This window comes from Amaricoccus sp. (assembly GCF_036846665.1).
GTDB lineage: Bacteria > Pseudomonadota > Alphaproteobacteria > Rhodobacterales > Rhodobacteraceae > Amaricoccus.
Map to the genome: position 1 here is coordinate 1 of NZ_DAIUBO010000080.1, position 16,063 is coordinate 16,063.

The following is a 16,063-nucleotide window of genomic DNA, read 5'->3' on the forward strand; positions in this document are numbered from 1 at the left end:
CGGGTCAGGATATGCCTGCCGCGCGCGAGGAGCACCCGCCCGCTCGACTCGATCGCCAAGGTCTCGGCGATGATGCGCCCGACCCAGGGCCCGCCGGCGTTGACGAGGGCGCGGGAGGTGACCTCCCGTTCCGCCCCCCCGGCCTCGCGGAGCCGGATCCGCCAGAGGCCCTCGTCCCGGCGGGCGGCGAGGCATTTCGTCCGCGGCAGGATCTCCGCGCCGCGGCGGGCGGCGTCGCGGGCGAGCAGCACCACCAGCCGCGCATCCTCCACCCAGCAGTCGGAGTATTCGAAGGCCTTGCCGTAGCCGGGCTTGAGCGGTGCGCCGGCCGGATCTTCGTGCAGGTCGAGGCTGCGGGCCGGCGGCAGGATCTTCCGCCCGCCGAGATGGTCGTAGAGAAAGAGCCCGAGGCGCAGCAGCCAGGCCGGCCGCAGGCCGTCGTGATGCGGCAGGACGAAGCGGAGCGGCCAGCTGATATGCGGCATGGCCACGAGCAGGGTCTCGCGCTCGATCAGCGCCTCGCGCACCAGCCGGAACTCGTAATATTCCAGATAGCGCAAGCCACCGTGGAATAGCTTGGTCGAGGCCGAGGAGGTCGCCTGCGCGAGATCGCCCTGCTCCGCGAGCCCGACCCGCAGCCCGCGACCGGAGGCGTCCCGGGCGATGCCGCAGCCGTTGACCCCGCCGCCGATGACGAAGAGGTCGAAATCCGCCGCGTTCCGCTGATCCACTGGCGCCCCTCCGCAAATCCGGCCGCTTGCGGGGCAATGATGAAGTCGCGGGGGCGGGCGGTCAACGGGGCCGGGGCGATCGCTGCCCGGCGGTGCCCGCCAGGCGGGGTGGTGACGCTGGACTCGGACGGAACTCGCACGCATTGGGTCGCGTGACCGGATGCAATTCCCCTGCCCGGCGGCGGCGAGCGTCGGCGAACAAGGTCCGTGAACTCCCCGCGAAGCGATGGCATAGTGGCGCCGGGACAGTGGAGGACGGATCATGGGCGAGCGGTCGACCGCGTCCAGCGGCGGCGAGGAGAAGGCTTTCACGGCGGCAGAACTCGGCGCGCTGGCGCATCTCTATCGCGGCGAGGTCTACCGCAGCACGATCTGGCGCTCGCGCCTCGACCATACGACCAACTGGGCCGTCGTCACCACCGGGCTGGCGCTGTCGCTCACCTTCGCCGGGCCCGAGGCCTCGCCGCTGCCGCTGATCCTGGTGGGGCTCCTGGTCGTGGTCTTCCTGCTCTTCGAATCCCGCCGCTACCGCTATTTCAACGTCTGGCGGGCGCGCTGCCGGCTGATGGAAACGGATCTCTTCGGGCCGATGCTGCGGGGCGAGGATTACGGCCGCGACGGGAAATGGAACACGCTGCTGGCCCAGGATTACATCCGGCCGCATTTCCACATCAGCGAGCTGCGCTCCATCGGTCGGCGGCTGCGCAAGAACTACGCCTATATCCTGACCGTGCAGGCGGTGGCCTATTACGGCAAGCTCGCCATCCATCCCACTCCGGTGACGAGCTGGACCGAATTCGTCGACCGCGCGGCGATCGGGCCGCTGCCGGGGCTCGTGGTCGTGCTCGCCGGACTGGTCTTCCATGGCGGCTGGCTGGCGGTCGCGCTGATCACCCTGCGGATCGAGAAACGCCACCGCGGCCGGCACAAGCTGATCTCGATCGCCTGAACGGCGGCGGCTCAGCGCGCCCGGGCGCTGTGCTCCACGGTGCGGACGAAGACGTCGCTGTCGGCGCAGAGCCGCACGATGGATTTCGGCGGCGTGACGTCGGTGAAGAAGCCGTCGAGCTCGGCGAGGCTCGCGATGCGCACCGGCGCGGCCATCTTGAACTTGGTGTGGTCGGCGACGAGGTAGCTCTTGCGCGCGTTCTTGATGATCGCCTGCGCCACCCGCACCTCGCGGAAATCGTAGTCGAGCAGCGAGCCGTCCGGATCGACCGCCGCCGAGGCGATGACGGCGTAATCCACCTTGAACTGGCCGATGAACTCGGCGGTCACGTCGCCCACCAGCGCCCCGTCCGAGCGACGCAGGATGCCGCCGGTGACGATCACCTCGGAATTGGGCGAGGTGGCGAGGATATTGGCGACGTTGAGGTTGTTGGTCACCACCATCAGGTTGCGGTGCTTCAAGAGCGCGCGCGCCACGGCCTCGGTGGTGGTGCCGACGTTGAGGAAGATCGAGACGCCGTCGGGGATCTGCTCGGCGACGAGCCGCGCCATGGCGTCCTTCTCGGCCGAGGCGAGACTGCGCCGGTCCTCGTAGCCCAGCGCGATCACGCCCGAGGGGATCATGGCGCCGCCATGCACGCGGGTCAGCTGGCCGATGTCGCAGAGCTCGGTCAGATCCCGGCGGATCGTCTGGGCGGTCACGTTGAACTTGGCCGCGAGGCCCTCGACCGTGACCTTTCCCGTCTCGCGCGCGATCGTCAGGATCTCGGAATGGCGGAAGTTCTGGGCCATGCGTGACTTCGCTGCGGATTTCCCCTTCTAGATCCGGGGCCACGGGCTTGCAAGCGCGCGCAATTTCCTTGCGCGTGACCTCGGCGCCCGGGCGGCCTATGAAGGGACGAGCCGCCGGCGCCGGCGGCGCGCAAGGGGAGGGAGCCGATGTCGCACGTGCTGGCCATCGACCAGGGGACGACCTCGAGCCGCGCCATTCTCTTCGACCAGGAGCTGCGGGTCGTCGCCAGCGCCCAGGAGGAATTCGCGCAGCATTTCCCCCGCTCCGGCTGGGTCGAGCACGAGCCCGAGGATCTCTGGTCCACGGTGGCGGCCACCTGCCGCGAGGCGGTGGCGAAGGCGGGGATCGGCGCCGAGGAAATCGCCGCCATCGGCATCACCAACCAGCGCGAGACCACGCTGGTCTGGAACCGGCGCACCGGCGCGCCGCTGCACCGGGCGATCGTCTGGCAGGACCGCCGCACCGCCGGGATCTGCGCGCGGCTGCGCGAAGAGGGCCACGAGCCGGCGGTGACGGCGCGCACCGGCCTCCTGCTCGATCCCTATTTCTCCGGCACCAAGCTGAAATGGCTGCTCGACAGCATCGAGGGGGCGCGGGCGCAGGCCGAGGCGGGCGAGCTGCTCTTCGGCACGGTCGATTGCTACCTGATGTGGCGGCTGACCGGCGGCAGGATGCATGTGACCGACGCGACCAATGCCGCGCGCACGCTGCTCTACAACACCCGCGAGGGGCGCTGGGACGCGGAGATCTGCGCGCTCCTCGACATTCCCCGGACCATGCTGCCGGAGGTGTTCGATTGTGCGGCCGATTTCGGCACCACGGCGCCCGACCTGCTCGGCCGCGCCGTCCCGATCCTCGGGGTCGCCGGCGACCAGCAGGCGGCGACGGTGGGCCAGGCCTGCTTCGAGCCGGGCATGATGAAATCGACCTATGGCACCGGCTGCTTCGCACTGCTCAACACCGGCGAGGCGCCGGTCGAGAGCCGCAACCGGCTGCTCGGCACCATCGCCTACCAGTTCGACGGGCGGCCGACCTATGCGCTGGAGGGCTCGATCTTCATCGCCGGCGCCGTGGTGCAATGGCTGCGCGACGGGCTGAAGATCATCCGCAGCGCCTCCGAGACCCAGGCCCTGGCCGAATCCGCCGACCCGGAGCATCACCTCTATCTGGTGCCGGCCTTCACCGGCCTCGGGGCGCCCTATTGGGACGCCGACTGCCGGGGCGCGGTCTTCGGGCTGACCCGCGGCTCGGGGCCGGCGGAATTCGCCCGCGCCGCGCTGGAGAGCGTCGGCTTCCAGACCCGCGATCTCTGGGAGGCGATGCGGGACGACTGGCAGGGCGGCGGGGGGGAGGCAGTCCTGCGGGTGGACGGCGGCATGAGCGCCTCGGACTGGACGATGCAGTTCCTCGCCGACATGCTGGGCGCGCCGGTGGACCGGCCGAAGGTGCAGGAGACCACGGCGCTCGGGGCGGCATGGCTTGCGGGCTGGCGCGCGGGCCTGTATCCGGGGCCGGGCGAGTTCGCCCGTGGCTGGGCCCTCGATCGCCGGTTCGAACCCCGGATGGAGGAAGCGGCGCGCGAGGCGCGATATGCGGGGTGGCGGGACGCGGTCGGCAGGACGCTGACGCGTCGCACTTGAGCAAGGGAAAGTGAGCATGGCGGTAAAGGTAGGCATCAACGGTTTCGGACGGATCGGCCGGAACGTGCTGCGCGCGATCATCGAATCGGGCCGCACGGACATCGAGGTGGTGGCGATCAACGACCTCGGGCCGGTGGAGACCAACGCGCATCTGGTGCGCTACGATTCGGTGCACGGCCGCTTTCCCGGCAAGGTGACCGTGGACGGCGACACCATCGACGTGGGCCGGGGGCCGATCAAGGTCACCGCCGAGCGCGATCCCAAGGCGCTGCCCTGGAAGGACATCGACGTCGCCCTGGAATGCACCGGCATCTTCACCGACCGGGCGAGGGCGGCGATGCATCTGGAGAACGGCTCGAAGCGGGTGATCGTCTCGGCGCCGGCGAGCGGGGCGGACAAGACCATCGTCTACGGGGTCAACGACAAGGCGCTGACCAAGGACGATCTGGTGATCTCCAACGCCTCCTGCACCACGAACTGCCTCGCGCCCGTGGCCTTCGTGCTCAACAATGCCATCGGGATCGACAAGGGCTTCATGACCACGATCCACAGCTATACCGGCGACCAGCCGACGCTCGATACGCTGCACAAGGATCTCTACCGCGGCCGCGCCGCGGCGCTCTCGATGATCCCGACCTCGACGGGCGCGGCCAAGGCCGTCGGCCTCGTGCTGCCGGAGCTGAACGGCAAGCTCGACGGCGTGGCGATCCGGGTGCCGACCCCGAACGTCTCGGTGGTGGATTTTAAGTTCATCGCGAGCCGCGAGACCTCGGTCGACGAGATCAACGGCGCGATCAAGGCCGCCGCCGAGGGTCCGCTCGCGGGCATCCTCGGCTTCACCACCGAGAAGCTCGTGTCGTCGGACTTCAACCACGACCCGCATTCCTCGGTGTTCCACATGGACCAGACCAAGGTCATGGACGGCACCTTCTGCCGCATCCTGACCTGGTACGACAACGAATGGGGCTTCTCCTCGCGGATGTCCGATACCGCCGTGGCTTTGGGCAAGCTCATCTGACGCCTGCGGAGGGGCCGCCCCTCGATCCGGTTCCGTCCGCGGGCGCGCGCATCCGCGGACGGTCGCGTCACGGGGCGCCGCAGATAGCTGACTGTCGCCAGAAGGAGCGTAGACATGCTCGACCACACTGACCTCAAATCCCGCCTCGCCGATCCCGACCTCCTCCGCGACAAGGCCTTCGTGGCCGGCGAATGGGTGGCGGCGGCGAGCGGCAAGTCGTTCCCGGTGACCAATCCGGCACGGGGCGACACGATCTGCACGGTGCCCGACCTCGACGAATCGGAGGTCGCGCGCGCGATCGACGCGGCGGACGAGGCCCGCCGGGAATGGGCGGCCCGGACCGGCAAGGAACGCGCCGCGGTGCTGCGCAAATGGTACGATCTGATGGTCGCCAATGCCGACGACCTCGCCGCGATCCTGACGGCGGAGATGGGCAAGCCGCTGGCCGAGGCCAGGGGCGAGATCCTCTATGGCGCCTCCTTCATCGAATGGTTTTCGGAAGAGGCCAAGCGCGTCTATGGCGAGACGATCCCCGGCCACCAGCGCGACCAGCGCATTCTGGTCATCAAGCAGCCGATCGGGGTCGCCACCTCGATCACGCCCTGGAACTTCCCCAATGCGATGATCGCCCGCAAGGTCGGCCCGGCGCTCGCGGTCGGCTGCGGCTTCGTCGCCAAGCCGGCCGGCGAGACGCCGCTCTCGGCCCTGGCCATGGCGGTGCTGGCCGAGCGCGCCGGCCTGCCCAAGGGCGTCTTGAGCGTCGTCACCTCCAAGTCGAGCGCGAAGGTCGGGCAGGTGTTCTGCGCCCACCCCAAGGTCCGCAAGCTCACCTTCACCGGCTCGACCGAGGTCGGCCGCATCCTGCTCCGGCAGGGCGCCGAACAGGTGCTGAAGATGTCGATGGAACTGGGCGGCAACGCGCCCTTCATCGTCTTCGACGACGCCGACATCGACGCCGCCGTCGAGGGCGCGATGATCTCTAAATACCGCAACAACGGCCAGACTTGCGTCTGTGCCAACCGCATCTACGTCCAGTCCGGGATCTACGACGACTTCGCCCATCGCCTGTCGCAGAAGGTCGGGCAGATGCATGTGGGCGACGGCTTCGACGCCGGAGTGACCACCGGCCCGCTGATCTCCGCCGACGCGGTCAGGAAGGTCGAGGAGCACATCGCCGACGCGACCTCCAAGGGCGCGCAGATCAAGATGGGCGGCAAGCGGCATTCGCTCGGCGGCACCTTCTTCGAGCCGACGATCCTGACCGGCGTCACCCGCGACATGATGGTCGCCAACGACGAGACCTTCGGGCCCGTCGCGCCGCTCTTCCGCTTCGAGACCGAGGAGGACGTGATCGAGCAGGCCAACGACACGATCTTCGGGCTGGCCTCCTATTTCTACGCCCGCGACCTCAGCCGGGTCTGGCGCGTGGCCGAGGCGCTGGAATACGGCATGGTCGGCATCAACACCGGGCTGATCTCCACCGAGGTCGCACCCTTCGGCGGCGTCAAGCAATCGGGGCTCGGGCGCGAGGGATCGAGCCACGGCATCGAGGATTACCTGGAGATCAAGTATCTCTGCATGAGCGTCTGACGCCGCCCGGGGCCGCCGGCCTTGGCCCCGCCGCCGCCCATCGCGATCCCGGAAAGCCTGGCCCGCCTTCGCGATGCGCTCGGGCCCGGGGCGCCGGCCGCGCGCCTGTGGCCGTCGCTGAGCCGGCTCGACTGGGTCGCGGCCCTGCCGAATGCCGCCGCACCGGGCTTCGTCTATCTCGCCGGTTCGCTCGACGGGATCGCCGTGGGCGGCGGCGGCGCCGATGTGCTCGAGGCCGGCGCGCGGCTCGCGGGCGAGGCCGCGGAGGTGATCGCGGCGCGCGCGGGCGCGGCGGCGTCGCGCCTGCCGGGCGATCCGGAGATCGACGCGCTCTGGCGCCCCTCCCGGGAGGGCGGCCGGGTCGCGGCCGTCGATCTCGCCGCCGGCCGGGCGCTCGGGGTCTTCCTCCGCCCGCCGGACGCCGCGGCACCCGTCTTCGGCCCCGGGCTCGCGGCCGGCATCGACCGCGAGGCCGCGCGCCTGGCGGGGCTTCTGGAACTGATCGAGCGCGACGCGGTCGCGTCCTGGTGGCTCGACGGCAGGCGGCCGGCCGGACTCGCGCCTTCCGTTCTCGCCGATGCCGAGGCACGGCTCGCCCGCCTGCGCGCCGGCGCGCCGGCTTTGCGCGAGACCGAATTCCTCGCGCTGGTCTCGCCGGTGGGAGTTCCGGTGGTCTGCGCCCTGTCGCGGGATGCGGCCGGGGGCGGGCTGGCCTTCGGCTTCAAGGCCGCGCTGGATGCGCCGACCGCGGCGGCCGGCGCGACCATCGAGCTCCTGCAGATGGAGATCGCCCTGGACCTCGCCCGCTACCGCGCGGCGCGCGAGGCATCGACGGCCGACGACCTGGGCGTGCTGCGGCGCGCGGCGCTCGATCCCGGATCCTTCGCCTGCCTCTCCCCCTCGGCGGCGGAACCGCCAGGGCTGCGGCTCTCCGGCCTCGACGATCTCGTCGCGCATCTCGCCTCGGCGGGGCGCCGCGCCTTCGCCGTGGATCTCGCCGGCCCGCCCGGCGGGCTCGCCGTGGCGAAGGTCCTCGCCACGGGCCTCCGGCCGTTTCCCGGCGGCGGCGCGGCGAGACACGGCGCGCCCGGCACCGTCGCGCCGCTGATGTGAGCGCGAAAGAAAAAACGGCGGCTGGGTTGAGCAGCCGCCGAGTCGGTCAGGGAGGAAGCAAACCGGACGCAACGGTCTGCGGCGGAGCCCGGTGCATCATTTGCACTGGGCGATGGTGTAATCGCCCACGCGGGCGAAAAGGATGTCGATCGGGGTCATGATCGGCGCGATCCCCGGTCGGTGATAGTCGTCGTAGAACTGCGGCAGGGGATAGCGCCCCTCGGCCATCGGGTCGGTCATGGCGTCGATGCTCGCCTCGATCATCTCGCGGACCGGGAGCCGGATGACGAGCTTCTCAGAGGTTCCCTGCACGAATTCGAGCTCGGTGACCCGATCGGAGACCGTCGCGATCCCGTCAAGCTGGACGCGCAACTCGCCCACGTCGCGCGGCAGGGCGCGCCGGCCCGTCGACCAATCGGCGACCACGCTGCCCATGCCCACATAATCCGTCACTTCGATCGGCTCCTTCAGTTTCCTCGCCCCACACGGCTGCGCCTCGAACATGTCTGACCCTCCTCTTTCGGCACCGGTTCCGGCCGGTTCGGGTTTCGTCCTGCGCGAAACTTCCGTAAGGGACACCGGGCATTGCGTGTTCGCCCGATCGGTCGGAGATCGGAGCGGCGCCGCACCGCCATGCAACTGGTCAAACAGGTCGCGCAGGACGAAACGCTCGCCGACGGTCGGCTCGGCCCGCCCGCCGGGAACATCGGCGAAGAACCCTTCGGCATGGCGCCCGACCGGCCGCGGTCCATCCGGGATCCCGGCGGGGAGAGGATGATCGCTTTCGTAGTGCATGCCCTGGATCTTTCGCTTCTGAACGCGACCCAGTAACACCGCCGCCCATCACGCCCGCGTGACAGATGCCGCCTCCCGGCTCTTCCGGGTGTGAAAAAAACGTGAATTCCCCCCTGCCGACCCAGGCGGATGCGCGCGGCGAGCGATCGTCTTCATGCTCCGGCCGGACGGTCGTGCCGCCTCCGGGCGGCGGCGCGGCCTCTCCCGCGTCTCCCGCCGTGCCCCGGCCGACGGAGGTGGCATCGGTCCGGACAAGGGATTGGTGTGCCGCGCGGAAGCCCGGCGACACCGCGCGCCGGTGCCAGGCTCACACCAGCCGCGCGACCACGAAATCCGCGAGATCGGCCAGCTGCGCGCGGATCGGTCCCTCGGGCAGCGGCGACAGCGCAGAACGGGCGCGCGCGGCGTGGTCGAGCGCGGTGTCGCGGGTGCTGTCGAGGCTGCCATGGCGGGCCATGATCGCCATGGCCGCCGCGAGGTCGCCCTCACGCTGCTCGCCCTTCTCGATCACCCGCACCCAGAAGCCGCGTTCGGCCGCATCGGCCTGCGCGAGCGCGCGGATTACCGGCAGCGACATCTTGCGCTCCCGGAAATCGTCGCCGACGTTCTTGCCGAGCCGGTCGTCGGTGCCGCGGTAGTCGAGAAGGTCGTCGGCGATCTGGAAGGCGATGCCGAGCGCGTCGCCATAGTCGCGGAGCGCGCGCACGGCCTCCGGCTCCGCCCCGGCGATCACCGCGCCGGCCTCGGTGGCAGCCGAGAAGAGCGCCGCGGTCTTGCCGCGGATCACCTGCAGATACACCGCCTCGTCGGTCGCGAGATTGGCCGCGGCGGTCAGCTGCAGGACCTCGCCCTCGGCGATCACCGCCGCGGCGTTCGACAGGATGTCGAGCACCTGCAGGTTGCCGGGCTCCACCATGAGCTGGAAGGCCCGGGCGAAGAGGTAATCCCCGACGAGCACGCTCGACTTGTTGTCCCAGAGCAGGTTGGCGGTCGGCCGGCCGCGCCGGCGCGCGCTCTCGTCCACCACGTCGTCGTGCAGGAGCGTGGCGGTGTGGATGAACTCCACCGTCGCCGCCAGCTTGAGATGGTCGGCGCCGCGGTAGCCGCAGAGCCGGGCCGCGGCCAGCGTGAGCAGCGGGCGCAGCCGCTTGCCGCCGGCGCCGACCAGATGCGCCGTCACCTCCGGGATGCGCGGCGCGTGCCGGCTGGCCATGCGCTCGCGGATCAGCCCGGCGACGCCGTCCATGTCCACGGCGAGCATTGCGAGGAGGCGTTCGATCGGCGTCTCGACGGGCGCGGGCGTGTTCATCTGTCCTGACTCTCGACCTCTGCCCGGGCGTTCACTAATCTTCCGCGGATGAAGGAGATCCTGCGGACCAGCGACCCAACGATCGTTGCTTTCAGCACGGCGCTGCTGCGTGGCGAGGCTATAGACTGCTTCGTTCTGGACGTCCACATGAGCGTGCTCGAAGGCGGCATCGGCCTCTTTCCGCGGCGGCTGGTGGTGGCCGACCGCGACGCCTTCCGCGCGCGGGCGATCCTTCGCGACAACGGGATCGAGGATCTGACGCCGGCATGACACCCGGGGCGGGGCTGAGCCGCGATGCGATGCTCGGCGGGCGGCTGCATGTCTGGCAGCCGCGCAGCGGCTACCGCGCCGCCACCGATCCGGTGCTGCTCGCGGCCTTCGTGCCGGCGCGGGAGGGCGAACGGGTGCTCGATCTGGGCTGCGGCGCGGGCACCGCCGGGCTTTGCCTCGCGCGGCGCGTGCCGGGGATCGAGCTGCATGGCCTCGAGATCCAGCCCGCCTATGCCGGGCTCGCGCGCCGCAACGCGCGGGAGAACGCGATCGCGATGATGGTCCACGAGGGGGATCTGCGGGCGATGCCGGGGGCGCTGCGCGCGCTCGACTTCAACCATGTGCTGCTCAACCCGCCCTATCACGGCGCCGGGGCGGCGACGCCGGCGCGCGACGCCGGGCGCGACGCGGCGCATCGCGAGGGGGCGGCCGGACTCGCCGAATGGATCGCGACCGGGGTCCGGCGGCTGCGCCCGGGCGGGACGATCACGATCATCCAGCGGAGCGCCCGCCTGGGAGAAATTCTTGCCGCGCTCGAGAAGGGATGCGGTGCCGTGGAAGTCCTGCCGCTCGCCGCGCGCGAGGGTCGGCCCGCCGGAAGGATCCTGGTGCGTGCGCGCAAGGCGCGGCGGACCGCATTAGTTCTTCATTACCCATTAACTCTTCATAGAGGAAATGCGCACCTGCGCGACGGAAACGACTATACGGAACGGGCTGAAGCTGTTCTGCGGGACATGAAAGAACTCGCCATAGGCGGGATCTTGCCGAATGCACGTTAAAGTGGTAAACACCCGGTAACCTCAACCAACAGGTGTCCGGCACGGGCCGGGGCCGAGGTCCATCGGGAGTATCTGGTGATGCAGTCGGGCGTCTGCTTTCTCATCCTCGCGATGTTGTTGACCCCGGCGGTGGACGGCGTGGCCAAGATCCTCTCGGCCGAGCACACCCCGATGATGATCGCCTTCCTGCGCTACCTGACGGCCGGCACCATCGCGCTCGCCATCGCGCGCTCCACCGGCCGCAGGATCGAGATCGCCCGCGGCGACCGGCTGGGCCAGCTGCTGCGGACCGCGCTGATCATGGGCGCGATGACGGCGCTGATCTCCGCGCTCGGGATGGTGCCCATGGCCAAGGCGGTGGGCGGTTTCCTGATCGCACCGATCGTGTCTGGCCTCCTGGGGATTCTCGTCTGGCGCGAGCCGCCCACATCCACGCGGCTCGCCGGCTCGGCGATCAGCTTCCTCGGCGCCGCGGTCCTGCTGCGCCCCGAGGCGGGGCTGGAGCTCGGCTGCGTCTTCGCGCTGATCGGTGGCGCCCTGCTCGGCACCTATCTCGCCGCGACGCGCGGTGCCAAGAGCCGGACCGACGCGCTCTCGACGCTGGCGGTGCAGTCGCTGCTCGGCGCCGGGCTGATCGCGCCCTTCGCGCTGTCGACCGGCCTGCCCGTGCTGACGCCGGCGCTGTTCCTGGGCGCGATCGCGCTCGGCGGGGTCTCGGCGATCTGCCATTTCCTGACCGTCGCCGCCTATCAGCGGGCCGATGCGACGATCCTCGCGCCCTTCCTCTATTTCAACCTGTTGACGGCCATGGCCGTGGGCTTCTTCTGGTTCGGCGAAAGCATTGGCGCCGCGAGCCTGGCGGGCCTCTTCGCCATCGCCGCCGGCGGCCTGGTGACGCTCGCCGATCCGCGGCGCCTGAACCTTTCCGTGGCATTGAGGATCCGCCCCCGCGCGGCGTGACAGACCAGCTGATCCGTGATTTACTGCTCCGGTCGTCCCATCGGAAACGGAGGTAAAGCATGAGCCTGAGTTCCCACCTGACCGAGCTTCGCAAGAAGCATCAGGCGCTCTCTGAGATCATCGAGGCCGAACAGCGCAATCCCGCTGCCGACGACCTGAACATCAAGCAACTCAAGCTCAAGAAACTTCACATCAAGGAAGAGATCGTCCGCCTTTCCGCGGAGCACTGATCGCACTCCGATTGGACGCCGCCCCGAGGCGCGCCTTGCGCATGGGGCGGCGCTTGTCGCGAATCATTCCCCGGGACCATCCGCCGAGATCGTCCCGACAAGCTCCTCGATCGTCCGGTCGATGAGATCGAGGTTCGCCGGCGCGCTGAACCGGTGATCGGCATCCTTCACGACCGTCAGCCGTAGATCGGCGCAAGCGGCATGGGCCATCAGGCGCAGCGGCACCGCGAGCGGCACGTCCGCATCGGCGCTGCCCTGCAACAGCCGCACCGGAAACGGCAGGGCGAGCGGCGCGCGCAGCACCAGCCGCTCCCGTCCGTCCTCGATCAACCGCCGGGTGATCGGCCAGGGCTCGTCCTCGTCCGAGGGCATCTCGACGGCGCCCTCGGCGAGCAGGCGCGCCCGCCCGGCGGCATCGAGCCCCGCCCAGATCGAATCCTCGGTGAAATCAGGCGCCGCGGCAATGCCGACCAGCCCCGCCACCCGCTCCGGCATGTCGCGGGCGAGCAGGAGCGCGATCCAGCCGCCCATGCTCGAGCCGACCAGGATCTGTGGCCCTTCGGTCAGCGCCGCGATCGTCTCGGCGGCATCCTGCGCCCAGTCGCCGATGGAGCCCGCCGCGAAGTCTCCCGAGGAGGCGCCGTGCCCGGTGTAGTCGAAGCGCAGGTAGCCCCGACCCCGCGCCCGCGCCCTTTCCTCGAGGAACTGCGCCTTGGTACCGGTCATGTCGGAATGGAAGCCGCAGAGAAAGACCACCCCCGGCGCGACGCCCCGGGTCAGCGCATAGGCGATGCGGCGGCCGCCGGGCAGATCGAGAAACGTGCCATCCATGCCCGGCTGGTAGCAGGCCCCGCGGATCGCGGCAACGCGCTTGACAGCGCAGCGCCAGCGGCTAGACCACCCGCGACCTGAGACCCGGGCGTTCCGTAGGCGCCAAAACCGAAGGAGAGCGACGATGAGCCTGTCTTCCCCCATCGAGCGGGAGGTGTCGATAAGGCTCCCCGACGGCGCGGCCCGCCAATATCCCGCCGGGATCACCGGGGCCGAGGTCGCCGCGGACATCTCGAAATCCCTCGCCAAGGCCGCGCTCGCCTGCACCATCGACGGGCGGCTCGCGGATCTGAGCGAGCCGATCGGGCACGATGCCGCCCTCGCCATCGTCACGGCCAGGGACGAGGCCCCGGCGCTGGAGCTCTTCCGCCACGATTGCGCCCATATCATGGCCCGCGCCGTGCAGGATCTCTGGCCGGATGTGAAGGTCACCATCGGTCCGGTGATCGAGAACGGCTGGTACTACGATTTCGACCGGGCCGAGCCCTTCACCCCGGAGGATCTCGCCGCGATCGAGGCGCGGATGCGCGCGATCATCGCCGCCCGCGACCCGGTGCGCTTCGAGGTCTGGGACCGCGACCGGGCGGTGCGCCATTACGAGGCGACCGGCGAGACCTACAAGGTCGAGTTGGTGGACGCGATCCCCGAAGGCCAGCCGATCCGGATGTACTGGCACGGGCCCTGGCAGGATCTCTGCCGCGGGCCGCATCTGGCGCATACCGGCCAGGTTCCCGCCGATGCCTTCAAGCTCACCTCGGTGGCCGGGGCCTATTGGCGCGGCGATTCGTCGCGGCCGATGCTCCAGCGCATCTATGGCGTCGGCTTTCGGACCCGCGACGAGCTCAAGGCCTATCTGCACCGCATGGAGGAGGCGCAGAAGCGCGACCATCGCCGCATCGGCCGCGAGATGGCGCTCTTCCACCTGCAGGAAGAAGCGCCGGGCATGGTTTTCTGGCATCCCGACGGCTGGACGATCTACCGCACGCTCGAGGATTACATGCGCCGCCGCCTGCGCGCCGCGGGCTACCGCGAGATCCGCACGCCGCAGGTGGTCGACCGCAAGCTCTGGGAGGCCTCGGGCCATTGGGAGGCCTATCAGGAGCACATGTTCCTGGTGGAGGTCGAGGAGGAGCATGCCAAGGAGAAGCGCATCAATGCGCTCAAGCCGATGAACTGCCCCTGCCACGTCCAGGTCTACAACCACGGGCTCAAGTCCTACCGCGACCTGCCGCTTCGGCTGGCGGAATTCGGCGCCTGCCACCGCTACGAGCCCTCGGGCTCGATGCACGGGCTGATGCGGGTGCGCGGCTTCACCCAGGACGACGCGCATATCTTCTGCACCGAGGACCAGATCGAGAGCGAATGCACCGCCTTCATCGGGCTGCTTTCGAGCGTCTACCGCGATCTCGGCTTCCCGAACTTCGACATCCGCTTCTCGACCCGGCCCGCGAAGCGGATCGGCTCCGACGAGACCTGGGACAAGGCGGAAACCGCGCTGGAGCGCGCGATCCTCTCGGTGCGCAACGATTTCGAACTCGATCCGGGCGAGGGCGCCTTCTACGGGCCGAAGCTGGATTTCAAGCTGACCGACGCGATCGGCCGCGAATGGCAATGCGGCACCTTCCAGGCGGATTTCCAGCTGCCCGAGCGGCTGGGCGCGGAATATGTCGGCGAGGACGGCGCGCGGCACCGGCCGGTGATGCTGCACCGGGCGATCCTCGGCTCCTTCGAGCGCTTCCTCGGCATCCTGATCGAGGAGCATGCCGGGAGGTTCCCGCTCTGGCTCGCGCCGCGCCAGGTGGTGGTGGCACCGATCGTCTCGGATGCCGACGGCTACGCCCGCGAGGTGCTGGCGGCGCTCAGGGCGGCCGGGCTACGGGCCGAGGCGGATCTCCGCAACGAGAAGATCAACTACAAGGTCCGCGAGCACAGCCTCGCCAAGGTGCCGGTCATCCTCGCCCTGGGCGGACGCGAGATGGCCGATCGCACGGTCTCGCTGCGGCGACTCGGCGCGAAGGAAAGCACGGTCGAGGGGCTCGAAACTGTCGTGGCGGCGCTCGCGGCGGAGGCGACGCCGCCGGATCTGCGCTGAAATCGGGCTTTCGCGGAACCGACGGGCACGGCCGGGGAAGGCGTGGCGTCGCGCGTTGTCCGGAAGCGAAGGGATCTCGCGGAAACGGCGTGGTCCGGCCCGCCCATCGGACGGCGCGGTCAGGAGACCGCGGCGCGCAGACGCCTTTTCCCCGTGGCCGGGAAGACCGCCTCGAAGCTGCGCCGGAGCGCCACGTCGAGATCCGCCATCGTCACCGGCAGGCCGAGATCGACCAGGCTGGTGACCCCGTGGCCGCGGATGCCGCAGGGCACGATGCCGGAGAAATGCTCCAGATCCGGCTCCACATTGATGGCGATGCCGTGGAAGGCGACCCAGCGGCGGACCCGTACGCCGATGGCGGCGATCTTGTCCTCCGCAATGGCGCCGTCGGGGCCGGGCGCCTTCTCCGGGCGCGGCACCCAGACCCCGACCCGCCCGGCGCGACGCTCCCCGGTCACGCCGAATTCCGCGAGCGTGCGGATCACCCATTCCTCGAGCCGGTGCACATGGGCGCGCACGTCCCGGTCGCGCCGGTCGAGATCGAGCATGGCATAGGCCACGCGCTGGCCGGGGCCGTGATAGGTATATTCGCCTCCGCGCCGCGCCGGATAGACCGGGAATCGCAGGGGATCGAGCAGGTCCTCGGACCGGGCGGAGGTGCCGGAGGTATAGATCGAAGGATGCTCCAGCAGCCAGACGCGCTCCTCCGCCTCCCCCGCGATCATCGCCGCCACATGCGCCTCCATCGCGGCGAGCGCCTCGGGATAGGGGGTCGGTCCGGGGGTGACGATCCAGTCGGGCATGGGGTGCGGCAAGCTCCTATCTGACCGCCAGATAATCCGCTCCGGCGGGGCTTCACAAGCACCGGGGGACTTGCTAGACACCGCGCCAGTGCGGTCGTGGCGGAACTGGTAGACGCGCAGCGTTGAGGTCGCTGTGGGGTAACTCCCGTGGAAGTTCGAGT

The 16,063-nt window shown here is 69.9% G+C and carries 17 protein-coding genes; 11 read left to right on the top strand and 6 right to left on the bottom strand.

What is annotated here, in order from left to right:
• Window positions 1-731: glycerol-3-phosphate dehydrogenase (locus tag V7050_RS09685; protein ID WP_324410494.1), on the bottom strand; the 731-nt coding region annotated here is incomplete at its 3' end.
• 262 nt (window positions 732-993) lie between these two features.
• Between V7050_RS09685 and V7050_RS09690 the strand changes: the two genes are divergently transcribed.
• The gene (locus V7050_RS09690) at window positions 994-1,680 is read left to right on the top strand and encodes a DUF2270 domain-containing protein (RefSeq protein ID WP_324364672.1); all 687 of its coding nucleotides are present in this window, start codon (window positions 994-996) and stop codon (window positions 1,678-1,680) included.
• A gap of 11 nt (window positions 1,681-1,691) precedes the next feature.
• Here V7050_RS09690 and V7050_RS09695 read toward each other — a convergent pair whose 3' ends face one another.
• The gene (locus V7050_RS09695; RefSeq protein WP_324364670.1) at window positions 1,692-2,471 is read right to left on the bottom strand and encodes a DeoR/GlpR family DNA-binding transcription regulator; all 780 of its coding nucleotides are present in this window, start codon (window positions 2,469-2,471) and stop codon (window positions 1,692-1,694) included.
• A gap of 147 nt (window positions 2,472-2,618) precedes the next feature.
• Between V7050_RS09695 and glpK the strand changes: the two genes are divergently transcribed.
• From glpK to V7050_RS09715, 4 genes are all read left to right on the top strand, one after another.
• A complete protein-coding gene (gene glpK, locus V7050_RS09700) occupies window positions 2,619-4,112 on the top strand; it encodes a glycerol kinase GlpK (protein WP_324364668.1) in 1,494 nt (497 codons plus the stop codon).
• Between the two features lie 16 nt (window positions 4,113-4,128).
• Complete coding sequence (gene gap, locus V7050_RS09705) at window positions 4,129-5,130, top strand: type I glyceraldehyde-3-phosphate dehydrogenase (protein WP_324364666.1); 1,002 nt, start codon at window positions 4,129-4,131, stop codon at window positions 5,128-5,130.
• 114 nt (window positions 5,131-5,244) lie between these two features.
• Window positions 5,245-6,720, top strand: coding sequence for an NAD-dependent succinate-semialdehyde dehydrogenase (locus tag V7050_RS09710; protein WP_324364664.1), 1,476 nt, complete (start codon window positions 5,245-5,247; stop codon window positions 6,718-6,720).
• Between the two features lie 21 nt (window positions 6,721-6,741).
• A complete protein-coding gene (locus V7050_RS09715; RefSeq protein ID WP_324364662.1) occupies window positions 6,742-7,833 on the top strand; it encodes a YcaO-like family protein in 1,092 nt (363 codons plus the stop codon).
• Window positions 7,834-7,929: 96 nt separating this feature from the next.
• On the opposite strand, the gene V7050_RS09720 is transcribed toward V7050_RS09715, so the two are convergent.
• On the bottom strand, window positions 7,930-8,337 hold the full coding sequence (locus tag V7050_RS09720; protein ID WP_324410495.1) for a hypothetical protein: 408 nt from the start codon (window positions 8,335-8,337) through the stop codon (window positions 7,930-7,932).
• Window positions 8,338-8,418: 81 nt separating this feature from the next.
• Here V7050_RS09720 and V7050_RS09725 point away from each other — a divergent pair, with 81 nt between their 5' ends.
• Entirely contained in the window at window positions 8,419-8,664 is a 246-nt protein-coding gene (locus V7050_RS09725; RefSeq protein WP_324373655.1) for a hypothetical protein, read from the top strand.
• A gap of 271 nt (window positions 8,665-8,935) precedes the next feature.
• Here V7050_RS09725 and V7050_RS09730 read toward each other — a convergent pair whose 3' ends face one another.
• Window positions 8,936-9,937: a polyprenyl synthetase family protein gene (locus V7050_RS09730; RefSeq protein WP_324364658.1), complete on the bottom strand. Its 1,002-nt coding sequence runs from the start codon at window positions 9,935-9,937 to the stop codon at window positions 8,936-8,938.
• A 48-nt stretch (window positions 9,938-9,985) separates the two neighbouring features.
• Between V7050_RS09730 and V7050_RS09735 the strand changes: the two genes are divergently transcribed.
• The 4 genes from V7050_RS09735 to V7050_RS09750 all read left to right on the top strand — a co-directional run bounded on the left by V7050_RS09735 (window position 9,986) and on the right by V7050_RS09750 (window position 12,176).
• Window positions 9,986-10,207: a putative signal transducing protein gene (locus tag V7050_RS09735; RefSeq protein WP_324364656.1), complete on the top strand. Its 222-nt coding sequence runs from the start codon at window positions 9,986-9,988 to the stop codon at window positions 10,205-10,207.
• A complete protein-coding gene (locus V7050_RS09740) occupies window positions 10,204-10,986 on the top strand; it encodes a tRNA1(Val) (adenine(37)-N6)-methyltransferase (RefSeq protein WP_324364654.1) in 783 nt (260 codons plus the stop codon). Before V7050_RS09735 ends, V7050_RS09740 begins: the two co-directional genes overlap by 4 nt.
• A 78-nt stretch (window positions 10,987-11,064) precedes the next feature.
• Window positions 11,065-11,946: a DMT family transporter gene (locus V7050_RS09745; RefSeq protein WP_324364652.1), complete on the top strand. Its 882-nt coding sequence runs from the start codon at window positions 11,065-11,067 to the stop codon at window positions 11,944-11,946.
• 59 nt (window positions 11,947-12,005) lie between these two features.
• Entirely contained in the window at window positions 12,006-12,176 is a 171-nt protein-coding gene (locus V7050_RS09750; protein WP_324364650.1) for a YdcH family protein, read from the top strand.
• 63 nt (window positions 12,177-12,239) lie between these two features.
• On the opposite strand, the gene V7050_RS09755 is transcribed toward V7050_RS09750, so the two are convergent.
• Window positions 12,240-13,007, bottom strand: a complete 768-nt coding sequence (locus V7050_RS09755) for an alpha/beta hydrolase (protein WP_324364648.1) — start codon at window positions 13,005-13,007, stop codon at window positions 12,240-12,242.
• Between the two features lie 124 nt (window positions 13,008-13,131).
• Here V7050_RS09755 and thrS point away from each other — a divergent pair, with 124 nt between their 5' ends.
• On the top strand, window positions 13,132-15,099 hold the full coding sequence (gene thrS, locus V7050_RS09760; RefSeq protein ID WP_324364646.1) for a threonine--tRNA ligase: 1,968 nt from the start codon (window positions 13,132-13,134) through the stop codon (window positions 15,097-15,099).
• 119 nt (window positions 15,100-15,218) lie between these two features.
• Here the strand turns inward: thrS and lipB are convergent, their stop codons facing one another.
• Window positions 15,219-15,902 (bottom strand): lipoyl(octanoyl) transferase LipB, encoded by a 684-nt coding sequence (gene lipB / locus V7050_RS09765; protein ID WP_324364644.1) that lies wholly within the window; start codon window positions 15,900-15,902, stop codon window positions 15,219-15,221.
• Window positions 15,903-16,063 lie beyond the last annotated feature (161 nt).

Excerpts from the sequence above, each read along its gene's own strand:
- thrS (WP_324364646.1), top strand. The coding sequence starts at position 13,132 with ATGAGCCTGTCTTCCCCCATCGAGCGGGAGGTGTCGATAAGGCTCCCC.
- gap (WP_324364666.1), top strand. The coding sequence starts at position 4,129 with ATGGCGGTAAAGGTAGGCATCAACGGTTTCGGACGGATCGGCCGGAAC.
- V7050_RS09710 (WP_324364664.1), top strand. The coding sequence starts at position 5,245 with ATGCTCGACCACACTGACCTCAAATCCCGCCTCGCCGATCCCGACCTC.
- V7050_RS09735 (WP_324364656.1), top strand. The coding sequence starts at position 9,986 with ATGAAGGAGATCCTGCGGACCAGCGACCCAACGATCGTTGCTTTCAGC.
- glpK (WP_324364668.1), top strand. The coding sequence starts at position 2,619 with ATGTCGCACGTGCTGGCCATCGACCAGGGGACGACCTCGAGCCGCGCC.
- V7050_RS09720 (WP_324410495.1), bottom strand. The coding sequence starts at position 8,337 with ATGTTCGAGGCGCAGCCGTGTGGGGCGAGGAAACTGAAGGAGCCGATC.
- V7050_RS09740 (WP_324364654.1), top strand. The coding sequence starts at position 10,204 with ATGACACCCGGGGCGGGGCTGAGCCGCGATGCGATGCTCGGCGGGCGG.
- V7050_RS09730 (WP_324364658.1), bottom strand. The coding sequence starts at position 9,937 with ATGAACACGCCCGCGCCCGTCGAGACGCCGATCGAACGCCTCCTCGCA.
- V7050_RS09695 (WP_324364670.1), bottom strand. The coding sequence starts at position 2,471 with ATGGCCCAGAACTTCCGCCATTCCGAGATCCTGACGATCGCGCGCGAG.
- V7050_RS09690 (WP_324364672.1), top strand. The coding sequence starts at position 994 with ATGGGCGAGCGGTCGACCGCGTCCAGCGGCGGCGAGGAGAAGGCTTTC.
- V7050_RS09745 (WP_324364652.1), top strand. The coding sequence starts at position 11,065 with ATGCAGTCGGGCGTCTGCTTTCTCATCCTCGCGATGTTGTTGACCCCG.
- lipB (WP_324364644.1), bottom strand. The coding sequence starts at position 15,902 with ATGCCCGACTGGATCGTCACCCCCGGACCGACCCCCTATCCCGAGGCG.
- V7050_RS09750 (WP_324364650.1), top strand. The coding sequence starts at position 12,006 with ATGAGCCTGAGTTCCCACCTGACCGAGCTTCGCAAGAAGCATCAGGCG.
- V7050_RS09755 (WP_324364648.1), bottom strand. The coding sequence starts at position 13,007 with ATGGATGGCACGTTTCTCGATCTGCCCGGCGGCCGCCGCATCGCCTAT.